This window comes from Giesbergeria giesbergeri (genome assembly GCF_054779375.1).
Genome location: NZ_BAAGYJ010000010.1, coordinates 1 through 15,623 on the forward strand (window position 1 = coordinate 1; position 15,623 = coordinate 15,623).

Here is a 15,623-nt window from a genome sequence, read left to right on the forward strand (position 1 = left end):
GAACAGGACAGTGAAACGACTTCGCGCCGATGATAGTGCGGGTTCCCGTGTGAAAGTAGGTCATCGTCAGGCTCATTATTCAAGCTACCCCCTCTGATCTCTACGGTCAGAGGGGGTTCGCTTTTTTTGCGCCTGCTCTAATAAATCGCATCTTTTCGGTGAGTGCATGGGAGAATATGACCATGCATGCATTGTTTGAAGATTCCGGCAAATTCTTGGCCGGTCGTATCCTCTCTGAAACTGATACTTCGGCTCAAGTGGAGCTTGAGTCTGGCAAACGGGTCAAAGTCAAGGCTACCCACATTCTGCTGAAGTTTGATAAGCCCTCTCCCACAGAGCTGATGCTTCAAGCACAGGCCGTGGCTTCCAGTATCGAACTGGATTTGGCATGGGAGTTTGCCCCTGAAGAGGAGTTTGGTTTTGCCGATTTAGCGCGCGACTATTTTTCTGAGCAGGCTACATTGGCTCAGCAGGCGGGTGCCTTGTTCTGTATGCATGAGTCTCCGCACTATTTTCGGCGGGCGGGCAAAGGACGTTTCAAAAAGGCGTCGGCAGATGTTTTGCAACAGGCTTTGGCGGCCATTGAAAAGAAAAAAGCCATTTTGCAGCAGGTGGCTGATTGGGCACAGGCTTTGGGGCAAGGGGATTGTCCACAACCAATTCGTGATCAGTTGTACAAAATCCTGTTCAAGCCTGACAAGAATGCGCCAGAGTACAAGGCCGTAGTGGAGGCCAGCCGGTCTACCCATACCGCTCCTCTGGTGTTGTTACAGCAAGCGGGAGCCATAGATTCTGCATACCAATTCCATTGGCAGCGGTTCTTGTTTGATAACTTTCCTAAGGGTACAGGTTTCCCCACCCTAGAGGCACCCCAACCACCAGAAGATTTGCCGCTGGCTCCGGTACAGGCCTATTCCATTGACGATTCGCATACCACCGAAATTGATGATGCGTTGTCGGTTCAGGGGTTAGGGACAGGAACGGTGGTGTTGGGTATTCATATTGCTGCGCCCGGTTTGGCGATGGTGCCGGGATCGTCACTAGACCAGTTGGGGCGCAATCGCTTGTCTACGGTGTATATGCCAGGGTACAAGATCACTATGTTGCCCGATGCAGTGGTGCAGATCTATACCTTGGATGAGGGGCGTGCCAACCCGGCAGTCTCTTTGTACGTCACGATCAATGAGGAGAGCCTTGAAATCATTGGGACGGAAACGAAGCTGGAGCGTGTGCCGGTGGCGGTCAATTTACGCCACGATCGACTCGACCATATTGTGACGGAAGGGTGGTTGACCGATCCATCTGTGCAGGTTCCAGAGACGCCAGAAGCATTGCTTTGTTTGCGCGAGCAATTGGCATTTTTGTACCGATTGGCCAAGCAGCTCAAAGCCCAACGGGAAGTGGTACGCGGTAAGCCGGAAAATTTTAATCGACCCGATTACAACTTCCGTTTGCAGGGCAACGACGGCGCTGAGCCTGATGGTTCTGAGACCGTACAGATCACGACCCGTCAGCGTGGCGCACCCCTGGATCTGATCGTGGCGGAGGCGGCGATTGTGGCTAACAGTACTTGGGGTGCTTGGTTGGCAGAGTTGGGGGTGCCTGGTATCTACCGCAGTCAGGCTAGCATGGCACCAGGGGTCAAGGTGCGTATGGGCACGAAGGCATTGCCCCATGCAGGTATTGGTGTGAAGAGCTATGCTTGGGCTACATCGCCGTTGCGCCGTTATGTCGATTTGGTCAATCAATGGCAGATTATTGCCTGTGTGCGCCACGGCAACATGGCTGCACTGGCCGCACCTTTCAAACCCAAAAGTGCCGAGTTGTTTTCTATCATTAGCAGTTTTGATGCTACTTATGGTGCCTACAACAGTTATCAGGCCAGTATGGAGCGTTTTTGGACGCTCAAATATTTGCAGCAAAATGCAATCACCGAGCTCGAAGCCACCGTCATCAAGGATGTGCCTGGTGGCGATTGTTTAGTCCGTGCCGATACCTTGCCATTGGTCTTTGCTGTTTTGGGGGCACAGAATTTGCCACGCGGCGCTCGTTTGCGTGTCAAGTTGGGTGCCATTGATGAAATGGCATTGGATGTGCATGGCACGGTGTTGGAGCGTTTAGACAACCCTGTGGATTCTTCTGCAATGGCTGCAGAAGGTGAGGACGAAGAGGATGCCGCTACTGCAGGGCCGATTGCGATTGCTGTAGATCTGAGTGATGCAGACGCAGAAAACAGTGTGCCGATGGCGCCCAGCGTCGGATAATCTGCCTCCGTGAAATCACCAGCCTTTTTTTCTTCCTTCAACACGTTGCAGTGGGCACTGACAATGTTGGTTGCCCTGCATGCAGGGCTGTTGACAGTGCGTTTTGTTCACCCTGAAGCTTTTCATCGGGTATTTCAGGATACGCCTCTGGAGGTGATTCTGGTCAATGCCCGTTCAGATGAGCGTCCTGACCAAGCGCAGGCGATTGCTCAACATGCCTTGGCAGGGGGGGGAGAGGCTGCCCAAGGGCGGGCTAGCAGTCCGTTGCCTTATTCGGCTTTGACCAAGGTAGGTGATGACTACGAAGAGGCACAACGCCAGTTAGATGCTTTACAGGTACAGCAGATGCGGCTGTTGGCACAGTTGCGCCAACAGCTGGCGGCCTTGCCACCCTCTGATCCACAAAATGTGGTTGCTGGCCGTGCGCCTGAAGAGCAGGAAGAAAAACGCCGTCAGTTGTTGAAGCTGTTGGCTGAGATTGAAAAGCGCATCAATGATGAGAATGCCCGACCCAAGAAGCGTTACATCAGTCCTGCCACGCGCAATGAAGTTTATGCCGTTTACTACGATACGATGCGCCGCAAGGTAGAGGATAAAGGGACGGCTAACTTTCCGGAGAGGAATGGGCAAAAAATCTATGGTGAGTTGACCATGATTGTGACCGTGAATCATGATGGTCGTGTGCTGGAGACAGAGGTGGTGCAGAGTTCTGGCAATTCCTTGCTCGATCGTCGTGCCGAGGCGATTGCTCGAGCCGCTGGGCCTTTTGAGCCTTTTGGTCAGGCTATGCGTAGTCAGGCCGATCAGATTGCTGTGGTGTCACGCTTCAAGTTTACGCGTGATCAGACGTTGGAGACCCATGTGCAATGAGTGGTAATGCTGATCTTTATTGTGTGATGGGCAATCCGGTAGAGCATAGCCGTTCACCTTGGATACATGCCCGTTTTGCTGAGTTGACAGGAGAGGCGCTGCGTTATGAGCGCCGTTTGGTGTCATTGACAGGTTTTGCCCAGGCCGTTCACGATTTTGCGGCTACGGGGGGCTGTGGTTGCAATGTGACAGTGCCATTCAAGTTAGAGGCGGCAGGTCTGGCTAGCCATTGCAGCGAGCGTGTGCTGTTGGCTGGAGCGGCCAATACGCTGACTTTTAGCGCAGGAGCCATCGTCGCTGACAATACCGATGGCTTGGGTTTGGTGGCAGATTTGACGCAGAACGCGGGTTTCGATTTGGCCGGGCGCGATGTGTTGTTGATTGGTGCGGGTGGTGCCGCAGCAGGTGCATTGGGGCCATTGTTGGCGGCCAAGCCGCGCTGTGTTGTGGTGGCTAATCGAACGTTGTCGCGTGCCCAGACGCTGGTGGCCGCCCATGCGGCGTTGGCTGTAGCCAACCATACCGAATTACTTGCTACAAGCCCACTGGCGTTAGAGGCTGATTTTGATTTGGTGATCAATGCCAGTGCCAGTAGTTTGGTGGGTGATGCCGTGCCAGTAGCAGCAACCGTGTTGCGTTCTGGGGCGCTGGCTTATGACATGATGTATGGCCCTGCGGCCCAAGGTTTTTTGGATTGGGCGAGCACCCACGGTGCCCAGGCCCGTGATGGCTTGGGAATGTTGGTAGAGCAGGCCGCAGAAGCTTTTGCCATTTGGCGTGGTGTGCGTCCTCCGGGAGCGCAGGTATTGGCTGAGTTGCGCGCGCTGTTGGTGGCGCCTTCCTTGGCAGCAGGTCATGCGCATTCTGGGCATTGATCCTGGCTTGCAAACCACCGGTTTCGGGGTCATTGATGTGCAGGGGCAGGCTGCTAGTTATGTGGCCAGTGGCACTATTCGCACGACAGGTTTAGCACTGGGGAATTTGCCGGGGCGGCTCAAGGTGTTGTTCGACGGGATTGGCGAGGTGGTGGCGCGTTACCAGCCAGATGCCGCCGCGGTAGAAATTGTGTTTGTCAACGTCAATCCACAGTCGACGCTTTTGCTGGGACAGGCGCGCGGTGCCTGTATTACGGCATTGGTGGCTTGTGATTTGCCGGTGGCTGAATACACCGCACTGCAGATGAAGAAAGCCGTTGTGGGGCACGGTCGTGCAGCCAAGTCTCAAGTGCAGGAGATGGTGCGCCGTTTGTTGGAGCTACCTGGTTTGCCAGGCACCGATGCTGCCGATGCCTTGGGGTTGGCCATTACCCATGCTCATGCCGGTGCCGCCATGGCCCGACTGGGCGCCTCTACGACTTTGCAACGTCGCCAACACGCGATGTTTAAGGCGGGGCGCAGTTACTGATACTGACGATGCCTTGTAACATTGGCATCAAAGCGCGCACACCACCCACGCCTGCGCGATGCCTATTGCATGGCCGAGGGCTGCCTATCCCCGCACGTCCGGTCTTTCAGACACATTACCATGGCCACTACTTACACTATCAGCGACCTTGCCAAAGAGTTTGACCTCACGACCCGTGCGATGCGCTTCTATGAGGACATGGGTCTGCTCCAACCGGAGCGCACTGGCCCTGGCGGTCGTAATCGTCTCTACAGTAACCGTGATCGTACCCGTCTGAAGTTGACGCTGCGGGCCAAGCGTTTGGGACTGTCGCTGTCCGAGGCGAAAGAAATTATTGATCTGTATGACAGCCCCCGCGACACTGGCGTGCAATTGCGCAAGTTTCTCAGTGTGCTGGCGGGGCATCGTTGCCAGCTGGAAGAGCAGATGGCCGATTTGCAAGCGAACCTTGACGAAATCAAGGAGCACGAAAAAGAAGCCCGTGCGCTGCTAGCGAAGATGGACAAAAATCAGCCATAATTGACGTTTACGTAAACGTAATTCAGGAGCTGGCATGGCAGAAGCTGTTTTTGAGCCACGTGATCCTCAATATCTCCAGCGGGTGAGTGACAGCTTTGCCCGTCAGCAGGCGATGCATACTTTGGGTGCGCGGTTGGAGCATGTGGCGCCCGGTGCTGTGGATATCGGGCTGGATTGGGCAGCGGCATTAACCCAGCAACATGGCTTTTTGCATGCAGGCATGGTGTCTACCGCACTAGATTCTGCTTGTGGCTACGCCGCCTTCACTCTCATGGCTGCCGATGCCGAGGTGCTGACCATTGAGTTCAAGATCAATTTGCTGGCTCCGGCGCTGGGCAAACGCTTTCGCATGGAAGGCCGGGTGCTCAAGCCGGGCCGCACTATCACTGTGGCTGAGGGTCGGGCGTATGCCTTGGCGGATGGCCAAGAGAAGTTGGTAGCCACCATGCATTGCACCTTGATGGCGGTCACAGGCCGTCCAGATGTGCGCTACTGAATCGTTTCGAGCATCTTTTCTTCCTTTCATACCTACACATCAGGAGACATTGCGATGAGCCTTCCCGCCAACTTGCCCGGCCTCAACTTTCAACTGGGCGAAGACATTGATGCCCTGCGCGATGCTGTGCGCGACTTTGCCCAAGCCGAAATCGCTCCCCGTGCTGCCGAAATCGACCATAGCGATCAGTTCCCAATGGATTTGTGGCGCAAGATGGGCGACTTGGGCGTGCTGGGTATCACGGTGTCTGAGGAGTACGGTGGTGCTGACATGGGCTATCTGGCCCACATGGTGGCGATGGAAGAAATTTCTCGTGCCAGTGCTTCGGTGGGCTTGAGCTATGGCGCACACTCGAACCTGTGTGTGAACCAAATCAACCGCAATGGCAATGCCGAACAACGGCAAAAGTACCTGCCCAAGCTGATCAGCGGTGAGCATGTTGGTGCCTTGGCGATGAGTGAACCGGGTGCAGGCTCTGACGTTATCAGCATGAAGTTGAAGGCCGAAGACAAGGGGGGCTACTACCTGCTCAATGGCAACAAGATGTGGATCACCAATGGCCCCGATGCGGATACGTTGGTGGTTTATGCCAAGACCGAGCCAGAGTTGGGGGCGCGTGGCGTCACGGCCTTTTTGATCGAAAAGGGCATGAAGGGCTTCAGTATTGCGCAAAAGCTGGACAAACTGGGGATGCGCGGTAGCCACACGGGCGAGCTGGTGTTTGAAAACGTGGAGGTGCCCGCGCAGAACATTTTGGGCAACGTCAATGGCGGGGCCAAGGTGCTGATGAGCGGCTTGGATTACGAGCGTGCTGTGCTCACCGGTGGCCCGCTGGGCATCATGCAGGCTGTGATGGACAACGTGGTGCCTTACATCCATGACCGTAAGCAGTTTGGTCAGAGTATTGGCGAGTTTCAGCTTATCCAAGGCAAGGTGGCTGACATGTACACCGTGCTGCAAGCGGGGCGCTCGTTTGCTTATACCGTGGCTAAGAATCTGGACATGTTGGGCACTGACCATGTCCGCCAAGTGCGTAAGGACTGTGCCAGCGTGATTTTGTGGTGTGCTGAACAAGCCACGAAAATGGCGGGCGATGGCATTCAGATCTTTGGTGGCAATGGCTACATCAATGAGTATCCCTTGGGCCGTTTGTGGCGTGATGCCAAGCTCTATGAGATTGGCGCTGGCACCAGCGAAATCCGCCGCATGCTGATTGGCCGAGAGCTGTTTGCCGAGACCTGTTAATTTTCTACTTTGAAGGAGTCCCGTGATGCATAACCCCTCCATTAGCCAACTGTTTGACAACAACCGTGCTTGGGCAGCGCAGATGGAGCGGGATCGGCCGGGCTTCTTTACCAACCTGATGGCGCAGCAAAAGCCGCGCTATATGTGGGTGGGCTGCTCTGACAGCCGGGTGCCTGCCAATCAAATCACTGGCTTGGAGCCGGGTGAAGTGTTTGTGCACCGTAATGTGGCTAATGTGGTGGTGCCCACCGATCTCAATTGCCTGTCTACCATCCAATACGCAGTGGATCAACTCAAGGTGGAACACCTGATGGTGGTGGGTCACTACGGTTGCGGTGGCGTGCTGGCGGCTTTAGAAGATATTCGCGTTGGCTTGGCCGATAACTGGATTCGCCACGTCAAGGACGTGCGTGACCGCCACCGTGATTTGCTGGCCCGCATGGCCCCCGAGTCCCGCCATGATGCTTTGTGCGAACTCAATGCCATTGAGCAGGTGGTCAATATTGCCCAAACCACGGTGCTGCAAGATGCTTGGGCACGCGGCCAGCAAGTGACGCTGCACGGCTGGTGCTATGGCCTGAAAGATGGGCTGATCAACAACCTGCACATGTCTGTCAGCAGCAACGAGGGGTTTGAGAGCCTCTACCGTGCCGCCATAGCAGGGGTGGCCGAAGGCCGTTGCTAAATACGCCCAAAAATACAAAACCAAACTACAGGAGACAACACTATGACATCCCCAACTACCGAATCCATTGTTATTTTGGGCGCAGCCCGCACCCCGATGGGCTCTTTTCAGGGTGATTTTTCTGGCATTGCTGCCCATGATTTGGGTGGTGTTGCTATTGCCGCCGCCGTAGCCCGTGCCGGCGTGGCCCCCTCTGCCGTGGGCGAAGTGTTGTTTGGCAATTGCCTGATGGCAGGCCAAGGCCAAGCCCCGGCACGCCAAGCCGCCTTCAAGGGCGGATTACCCAAAGAAGCTGGAGCGGTCACGCTGTCCAAAATGTGCGGCTCGGGCATGAAGGCGGCCATGTTTGCCCACGATATGTTGTTGGCCGGCACACACGATGTGATGGTGGCCGGTGGCATGGAAAGCATGACCAACGCCCCCTACCTGCTGCAAAAAGGCCGGGGCGGTTATCGCATCGGCCACGACCGCATTTTTGACCACATGATGCTCGATGGCCTCGAAGATGCCTACCAGCCGGGCCGCTCGATGGGTACGTTTGGCGAAGACTGTGCCGCCAAATACAGCTTTAGCAAAGCGCAGCAAGATGCTTTTGCTACTGCCAGTGTGCAACGCGCCCAAGCCGCCATTGCCTCGGGCGCTTTTGCGGCCGAGATTGCCCCTGTCACCCTGCAAACACGCGCAGGTGAGGTTGTCGTCTCCAAAGACGAAGGCCCGGGCAAAATCAAGCTCGACAAAATTCCCCAACTCAAGCCTGCCTTCAAAAAAGACGGCACCATCACGGCCGCTTCCAGTTCGAGCATTAACGACGGTGCGGCTGCATTGGTGTTGGCGCGCGCCTCTACAGCCCAACAACTCGGTGCCAAGCCGCTGGCGCGTATCGTGGCCCATGCCACCCACGCCCAAGAGCCAGAATGGTTTGCCACGGCCCCCCTTGGGGCCACACAAAAGGTGCTAGCCAAAGCAGGGTGGAGTGCTGCCGATGTGGATTTGTGGGAGATCAACGAAGCCTTTGCCGTGGTTCCTATGGCGTTGATGCACGATCTGAACCTGCCGCATGACAAAGTGAATGTGAACGGTGGCGCTTGTGCTTTGGGCCACCCTATTGGGGCCAGTGGTGCGCGCATCATAGTGACGTTGATTTATGCACTGCAAGCCCGTGGCCTGACAAAAGGCGTGGCTGCCTTGTGCATTGGTGGCGGGGAAGCCACAGCGGTTGCCATTGAGCTGCTGTAAGTTCTAGGCTCAGGAGACCCCCATGCTGCTGACCCAAGATCAGGAGATGATTCGTGATGCTGTGCGCGATTTTGCACAGCGCGAGCTCTGGCCCCATGCTGCCCGCTGGGACAAGGAGCACCACTTTCCTAAAGAAGCGCACCAAGGGCTGGCAGCACTGGGAGCCTACGGCATTTGCGTGCCCGAAGAACTCGGCGGAGCCAACCTCGACTATGTCACGCTGGCGCTGGTGTTGGAAGAGATTGCGGCGGGCGATGGCGGCACCAGCACTGCCATCAGCGTGACCAATTGCCCAGTCAATGCCATCTTGATGCGTTATGGCAATGCCCAACAGCAGCGCCAGTGGCTCACACCCTTGGCCCGTGGCGAGATGCTGGGCGCGTTTTGCCTGACGGAGCCCCATGTAGGCTCTGATGCTTCGGCGTTGCGCACTACGGCGACCCGTGAGGGTGATGGCTATGTCATCAACGGTGTGAAGCAGTTCATTACCAGCGGTCAAAACGGCCAAGTGGCCATCGTGATTGCCGTGACCGATAAGGCGGCTGGCAAAAAAGGCATGAGCGCCTTTATCGTGCCCACCAGCACCCCTGGCTATGTGGTGGCACGCCTAGAGGACAAACTGGGCCAGCACAGCAGCGATACGGCACAGATCAATTTTGACCAATGCCGTATTCCAGCCGACAACCTGATTGGCGCGGAAGGCGAGGGTTACAAAATCGCCCTTTCTGCTTTGGAAGGTGGGCGTATTGGCATTGCCGCACAAAGCGTAGGCATGGCGCGTAGTGCCTTGGAGCTGGCAGTGCAGTATGCCAAGCAACGCGAGAGCTTTGGCACCGCCATTTTTAATCATCAGGCAGTGGGTTTTCGTTTGGCTGATTGCGCTACGCAATTAGAGGCGGCACGCCAGCTGATTTGGCATGCGGCCAGTTTGCGCGATGCCGGTCGTCCTTGCCTGAAAGAGGCAGCGATGGCCAAACTCTTTGCCAGTGAGATGGCCGAACGGGTGTGCAGTGCTGCTATCCAAACACTGGGCGGTTATGGCGTGGTCAATGATTTTCCGGTGGAGCGCATTTACCGGGATGTGCGTGTCTGCCAAATCTACGAAGGCACCAGCGATGTGCAGAAAATCATTATCCAGCGGGCATTGGCCTGATCAAGGGGCTCGCACCACGATTCTGGAGTTGAGCTGGTAGCCAAACCCCCGGATGGCCTTGATGCTGTGGGATAGGTTCAGCATTTGGGTCATTTTGCTGCGCAATCGGCTGATGAGCACGGCGAGGTTTTCACGGTTCAGGTGGCTGTTGCTTTGTTGGTTGATGCGCTGGAGCAGCATGTCGGTGTCCATGCGCCGTTGGGGGGCCAGCGCCAATTCTCGCAACAGCTGGATTTCTGTCATGCTGAGTGACAAACTTTGTTGCTCAGACCGTATCAACTGCTGGTGGCCCAGGTCAAGCACCAGTTCGATTTGGGGGGAGCGTTGTACCCGGCGTGCCAGGCTGGCAATCACAGCCTCCAATTCGTTGATGTTGGCGGGTTTGGTCAGATAGACATCGGCACCCGATTCATAGCCTGAGATTTTGTCTTGGGACAGTTTGCGTGCTGTCAACATGACGATGCCAATGTGGGGCATTGCGGCACGCATTCGTTGAGCGATACTCAATCCGTCTTCTTCAGGCAGGTTCAGATCAAGAATCAGGATATCGGCGGGTTCCTCGTTCAGTGCGGCGTCGAGTTGTTCGCCCGAGTCTACGCCCCGCAATTGCCATCCGGGTCGTTCTAGAAATGCCAGCAATTCTTCTTGCAGCAATTCATTGTCTTCTACCACCACAATAGACAAAGGGTGGTCAGCATGGGCATGGACAGGGTGAGCGTTTAACAACGGGGATACTCCAGCGTGAATGTGATCCACATGCCATCTTGCCGGTACTGAACCTGCCCACCACCGCGTTGGGCGATTTGTTGTACCAAGTACAGACCTAAGCCTGAACCGGTGGCGTGGTGGGCTGCATTGGCACGGTAATACTTTTGGAAGATCTGCTGGGCATCAGGATAACCAGCGCGCCCAGGCAGGTTGCGCACCACCAGATGCCAGCGTGGCGGTGTTTTTGAACTGAGCAGTTGGACTTCTACCAGACTGTCTGGTGGTGAGTAGGCCAAGGCATTGTCGAGCAGGTTGCTGAACATTGTTTTGACGTTCAGGCTGTCTGCCTGCACAGGCAAGTTGCTTGGCAGTTGCAGCACCAACCGATGGGCATTTTTATGCTGGCGCTGGTAGTCGTGCAGCAGTGCAACCAAGTCCAGTGTTTCTGGGTGTTCGCTGGTATGACCTTGTTCGAGCCGGTCTACTTGTCGGCAGCGTTCGAGCACAGCATCCATGCTGTCAATTGCTTGCTGGATGCGGACGAGCCGTTGCCGACCAAAGGTATCTTCCAGTTTGCGTTGTAGCGTCAAGGCCGACAGGCGGATGCTGGCCAGAGGGCTTTTGAGCTCATGCAACAGCATGTTGATGAAGGTGGCCGATTCTTGGAGCTTTTGTTGTTCCCATTGAAAACGGCGTTGGGTCTCCTGTATTTGGCCGTGCAGCAGGGCGTATTCCCGTTGTTGTAGAACATCTCGGCGCATGAGCACCAGATGCAGCATCACAGCAGCAAACAGGTTGACCAACAGGGTGCTGGGCAGCACATGCAGCGCGCCTGATTGACCGACACCCAGCATGGGCAACAACAGGTAAATGAGGTAGCTGATTTGTAGGCCGTAGAACACACGGATAGTCCAGCGCAATGGCCGATCGTTGATATTGAACAGCAGCAGATCTGCCAGACCGATGAGGGTATAAAACAGCACGGCATTGGTGTTGAGCTTCATTGCCAGCCGCGGATCACCCCAAAAAATTTGCCATACCTCCCAGCACAGTATCAATACCACGGCTGTACGCAACCAAAAGATCAGCCTGTTGCCATCAAAAATGGCATTGATCTTGGCATACATCAGGGAAGCCAAGGTCAGGTGTACGCAGGCGGCCAGCATGGAGGCGCGGTCTACCCAATAGGGCTGTGCGGGCAGGATGTATCGGGCCAAAGAACCCGTAAAGGCCAGCGTGAGCACGATACCAGCCAGTTGCAGCAGGCCATTGATTAGCCAAGCGCCGTCTTTGCTAATGAGTGCCCGCATCAGGGCTATCCAGGCCAGCACCAGTAGCAGGCAGATGTAGGCGCCCACCAACAGGTATTGCAAGCTTTCAAAGTGTTGGGCATCGGCTTCGGTACGGACTTGTACATTCAGTGCCTGTACGGTGTTGCTTTGCAGCCGAACGTAAAACACGGTGGCTTGTTGTGGTGCAGCCGGGTATAGCCAGAAGCTGTAGGTCAGGTCGGGGCGTTCGCGTTGTTGGTAAGCCAGCAGATCACCACCTTGGCGAATTTCCCAGGGGGCGTCGGTTGGGGCGGAAGGGGCAGCGGGCCGATAGAGGTGTAACTGATCGATATGGGAGGGCCGCACCGAGACCACCAGCCGAGGCTCGGTGCTGGGCGGTACTGTGACCCGCAGCCAGAGTGCGCTTTTGGTGTATCCCCGTGACAAAAATTCTGGTGCCGGTGCAAATGCCTGTTGTTGTACCTGCTCAAAAGACATCTGACCGTGGTGGTCGACAAACATTTCGCGCTGCACTGGTAGCGGCGAGGCTTGTGCGGTGCAGGAGATGCCACCCAGTAGCAGGCACAGGAGCAAAAACATGCATCCAACACTGCAGCGCAGTACGGCATGGTGTGGCATGGTGCGTGGACTGTGCTTTCAAAGAGGAGATAGAGGCATCTGCGCGGTTGGGGTGCGAGTGGCTTATGGGGCCGAAGCGGAAGGGGGGCTGGGGGCGGGTAGGGGCCAATCCATCAGGCGCCAGCCCATGAGTGCTGCAGGTACGTCAAAGACATGGGCCAACTCTAGTAAGTCGCTCATGGCCAGGTCTTGGACACAGAAGCGTAGTACGGATTCGGGAATGAGCAGGCGCAGGGCAAACTGGTGGGCTGCACGCTCGGTGCGGGTTTGCATATCCATAGAAAAATCATCAGACACCTCTATGCTGCGCTCTAAGCCGGGACGCAGGTGGTGCAATGCCACATGCCCTAGCGCCTGGGCCAAGGCGTAGCGTTGTCGTTCATGGTGGTGGTGCTGCCCCAGCGTGACCAAAGGTTGGTTTTGTAGGCTGATTTGTAGGTGGGCACAGGCCGCCGTTGGGCTAGGGCTGTGGGCTAGCACTATGCCCATGTTCTGGGCAATGTGTGCCACATCCACAGGCACCGATTGATTCCAGTGGAGCTTGAGAATGCCTTCTGCAAACATGACCATGCGGCGCATTATCGGAGGCACCAGTCCAGTGCCTCCTCCATAGCCCCTCAGAGGAGAGGTTTTTCAGAATTTTTCCCAGGATTGCAGGTAGCGCCATTGGCCTTCGGGCACTTTGGCCAGTGGGACACGTCCGAGACGGATGCGCCGAATGGCCAGCACGCGCAAACCTACCGCTTCGCACATGGCCGGAATTTGTCCGGGGCGGATGCCTTTGAGTGCAAAGCGCAGCCGGGTTTCGTTTTGCCAACTCACTTTGATTGGGGGGAGCGGGCGGCCATTGAAGCTCAGGCCGTGGCAGAGCTTTTGCAGTCCGCCGTCGGCCATTTGGCCTGCCACTTCCACCACACATTCTTGTTCTAGGGTCTCGATGTCTTCGGCCAGTTTGCGTGCAATGCGTGGGTCTTGGGTATACACCACCAAACCACTGGCGGGCGTCGGCAGGGGCGTAAAGCACTGCAATTGCTTGAAATGGCGCAAGAGCACGCGCGTGCCCGATGCATCTTCAGGCAGGTGCGAGGCGGCATTCAGTAGCGTGATGGCCGAAGGCGCACCTTGGCTACGGCTGCCGTGGGCGCTGGCTCCTGCTTCTTGTCCTAGGCCTGCTTCAAAGCCTGGTGGTTTGTGCAACAGCAGCGTAACGGGAGCCAACTCCAGCAGGCTGGCATCAGGGGCCAGTGTGACGGTTTGCTGCGCAGCCACGCGGGCACCGGGGAGTTCTACGATGCGGCCATCGATGCTCACCCAGCCTCCTTCGATATATTGCTCGGCGGTACTGCGTGAGCAGCCCAATTGCTGTGCCAAACGCTTGGATAGGCGTACCAGCCCCGTGGGGATGTTTTCAGTCATTGCCCGGCTCCATACTTCGAATGCGTTCGACATGGGCCAACAATGAGCGTTGGGCCACCGGCCACAACCGTGGAGGTACATCGGCATAGGCATGGGCCACCCAGTCTTGCACTGTGCCATCAGGCAGTGCCTGCATGGCAGCCAGCACTTTGGCCTCGCGGGCCAGCCGATGGGCTCGAAGTTGGGCTATAGCACCGCGTGCGTTGTGCAATACATAGCCGTGGGCAGGCAGGATGAACTCCACCTCGTATTGCAGGCACAGGGCATCGAGCCGATCGAGCGAGTCTAGATAGTCGGCCATGTTGCCATCGGGTGGGTCGATGACGGTGGTGCTGCCATTGAGAATGTGATCTCCAGAGAACAGCAGGCCATCTTCTTCTTGTAGCAAACACAGGTGGTTGGCGGCATGGCCGGGAGTGTGTACGGCTTGCAGCGTGTGGCGCACTTCACCTGTGGGCCCCGTCAGTGTGAGTTGTTGGCCGTGTTGCAACACAGCATCGGGGGTAAAGGCACTGGCGGCGCGGGCGGTGGGTGCAGAGGGCAAACCCAGAATTGGTGGCGCGGCCCGCCCGGCCTGGGTGCAAAGGGCTTGCAAGGGGGCGGCACCAGGCGAGTGGTCAGGATGTGAGTGGGTGCAGACAATGGCGCGAATGTCTCCCCCAGCGGCACGCCAGAGCTTATCGAGATGCGCATGGTCGGCGGGGCCGGGGTCGATGGCGATATAGCCGGTGCTGGGGTCGCCCACCAGGTAGCTGTTGGTGCCGGGGCCAGTCATAAAGCCGGGGTTGGGGGCCGTGAGGCGCTGCACATTGCGCAGCAGCGGTACGGGGGTGGCACTTTGCCAGTCCAGCGGGTGCAGCACTTGACCATCAGGGCACACCAAAGCCAGCTCGCCAAAGGGGGGCTCGTCCTCCATGTAGTGCACTTCTTTGCCAGCCAGTAGGCCGCCGCGTGGGCAGCAGACCCACAGTGCTTGCTCGTGGGCCACAGCAGCCAGCACAGCATCTGCGTTGGCAAAACGGGCCAATCGCTCTAAGGTGCGGATGGTAGGAAAGATCATGAAGAACTGCCCTGCAGCATGGCGTTCGAGCGCCTGTTGGGGCGAGACCCAGACCGGCTCAAATTGCTCTTGTTCATCGGCAATGGGTGTCTGGCCTTCGGGCATACGGGCCACCAAGAAAGGCACGGCAAAGCGTTTGCTCAGTTCACGCGCGCCAGTCCAATGCGCCAGCACATACACCGTGTCGGCGGCCAATGTCAGTCCTTGTGCTGCACATTGGGCGGCAAAGGGGGCATGGCGGTGGAGGCGGGCAATGTCTTGGTCATCCGCCATGCGGCCATCGGCATGGCGGGCCAGCAAGATGCCCAGTTCTTCAAAACTTTCGCGGATGGCCGCGATGGCCTGGGTCAGGTGCAGATCGTTTTGTGTAGGGCGTCTAGCAGCTGCGGCATGGGATTGCGCATCCAACGCATCAATGCCGCCACCAGGAAAGACATAAGCCCCTGGTGCAAAGCTGGCGTGGTCTGAGCGGCGGGTCATGAGCACCTGCAAGCCCTCGGGACTGTCGCGCAACAGCAACACGGTGGCTGCATCGCGGATGGGGGCGGGGGTGTGGGGTGGATGGAGGAGCTGACTGGGGCGGATCATGGCCTGCATTATGGGCAAGGTGGTGTTGCTATGCGATGTCTGTTGGTTTGTTTTTCGCGGCTCTCTGGT

At 56.8% G+C, this 15,623-nt stretch carries 15 protein-coding genes; 10 read left to right on the plus strand and 5 right to left on the minus strand.

Annotated elements, in window-relative coordinates; translation table 11 throughout:
• The first annotated feature begins 182 nt into the window (after positions 1 to 182).
• The 10 genes from ACYVB2_RS13300 (at position 183) to ACYVB2_RS13345 (ending at position 9,872) form a co-directional block, all read left to right on the plus strand.
• Positions 183 to 2,264 (plus strand): ribonuclease catalytic domain-containing protein, encoded by a 2,082-nt coding sequence (locus tag ACYVB2_RS13300; protein WP_382433755.1) that lies wholly within the window; start codon positions 183 to 185, stop codon positions 2,262 to 2,264.
• A gap of 9 nt (positions 2,265 to 2,273) precedes the next feature.
• Positions 2,274 to 3,134: an energy transducer TonB gene (locus tag ACYVB2_RS13305; protein ID WP_460536918.1), complete on the plus strand. Its 861-nt coding sequence runs from the start codon at positions 2,274 to 2,276 to the stop codon at positions 3,132 to 3,134.
• Entirely contained in the window at positions 3,131 to 4,009 is an 879-nt protein-coding gene (aroE, locus tag ACYVB2_RS13310; RefSeq protein ID WP_382433759.1) for a shikimate dehydrogenase, read from the plus strand. Before ACYVB2_RS13305 ends, aroE begins: the two co-directional genes overlap by 4 nt.
• Positions 3,990 to 4,538 (plus strand): crossover junction endodeoxyribonuclease RuvC, encoded by a 549-nt coding sequence (ruvC, locus tag ACYVB2_RS13315; RefSeq protein ID WP_382433761.1) that lies wholly within the window; start codon positions 3,990 to 3,992, stop codon positions 4,536 to 4,538. Before aroE ends, ruvC begins: the two co-directional genes overlap by 20 nt.
• A gap of 120 nt (positions 4,539 to 4,658) precedes the next feature.
• Entirely contained in the window at positions 4,659 to 5,057 is a 399-nt protein-coding gene (locus ACYVB2_RS13320; protein WP_382433763.1) for a MerR family transcriptional regulator, read from the plus strand.
• Between the two features lie 34 nt (positions 5,058 to 5,091).
• The gene (locus tag ACYVB2_RS13325; RefSeq protein ID WP_382433765.1) at positions 5,092 to 5,553 is read left to right on the plus strand and encodes a PaaI family thioesterase; all 462 of its coding nucleotides are present in this window, start codon (positions 5,092 to 5,094) and stop codon (positions 5,551 to 5,553) included.
• Positions 5,554 to 5,607: 54 nt separating this feature from the next.
• Positions 5,608 to 6,798, plus strand: a complete 1,191-nt coding sequence (locus ACYVB2_RS13330) for an isovaleryl-CoA dehydrogenase (RefSeq protein WP_382433767.1) — start codon at positions 5,608 to 5,610, stop codon at positions 6,796 to 6,798.
• Between the two features lie 25 nt (positions 6,799 to 6,823).
• On the plus strand, positions 6,824 to 7,483 hold the full coding sequence (gene can / locus ACYVB2_RS13335) for a carbonate dehydratase (RefSeq protein ID WP_382433769.1): 660 nt from the start codon (positions 6,824 to 6,826) through the stop codon (positions 7,481 to 7,483).
• A 42-nt stretch (positions 7,484 to 7,525) separates the two neighbouring features.
• Entirely contained in the window at positions 7,526 to 8,719 is a 1,194-nt protein-coding gene (locus ACYVB2_RS13340; RefSeq protein ID WP_460536924.1) for an acetyl-CoA C-acyltransferase, read from the plus strand.
• Between the two features lie 22 nt (positions 8,720 to 8,741).
• A complete protein-coding gene (locus ACYVB2_RS13345) occupies positions 8,742 to 9,872 on the plus strand; it encodes an acyl-CoA dehydrogenase family protein (RefSeq protein WP_382433773.1) in 1,131 nt (376 codons plus the stop codon).
• Here the strand turns inward: ACYVB2_RS13345 and ACYVB2_RS13350 are convergent, their stop codons facing one another.
• The 5 genes from ACYVB2_RS13350 to ACYVB2_RS13370 form a co-directional block, all read right to left on the minus strand.
• On the minus strand, positions 9,873 to 10,598 hold the full coding sequence (locus ACYVB2_RS13350) for a response regulator transcription factor (protein ID WP_382433775.1): 726 nt from the start codon (positions 10,596 to 10,598) through the stop codon (positions 9,873 to 9,875).
• Positions 10,592 to 12,451, minus strand: coding sequence for a sensor histidine kinase (locus ACYVB2_RS13355; RefSeq protein WP_382433777.1), 1,860 nt, complete (start codon positions 12,449 to 12,451; stop codon positions 10,592 to 10,594). The genes ACYVB2_RS13350 and ACYVB2_RS13355 overlap by 7 nt, the downstream gene beginning before the upstream one ends.
• A gap of 102 nt (positions 12,452 to 12,553) precedes the next feature.
• Positions 12,554 to 13,060 carry an ImmA/IrrE family metallo-endopeptidase gene (locus ACYVB2_RS13360; protein WP_382433779.1) on the minus strand — a complete coding sequence of 169 codons (507 nt, stop codon included), beginning with the start codon at positions 13,058 to 13,060 and terminating at the stop codon, positions 12,554 to 12,556.
• 63 nt (positions 13,061 to 13,123) lie between these two features.
• The gene (locus tag ACYVB2_RS13365) at positions 13,124 to 13,906 is read right to left on the minus strand and encodes an rRNA pseudouridine synthase (protein ID WP_382433781.1); all 783 of its coding nucleotides are present in this window, start codon (positions 13,904 to 13,906) and stop codon (positions 13,124 to 13,126) included.
• Entirely contained in the window at positions 13,899 to 15,554 is a 1,656-nt protein-coding gene (locus ACYVB2_RS13370) for an MBL fold metallo-hydrolase (RefSeq protein ID WP_382433783.1), read from the minus strand. The genes ACYVB2_RS13365 and ACYVB2_RS13370 overlap by 8 nt, the downstream gene beginning before the upstream one ends.
• Positions 15,555 to 15,623 lie beyond the last annotated feature (69 nt).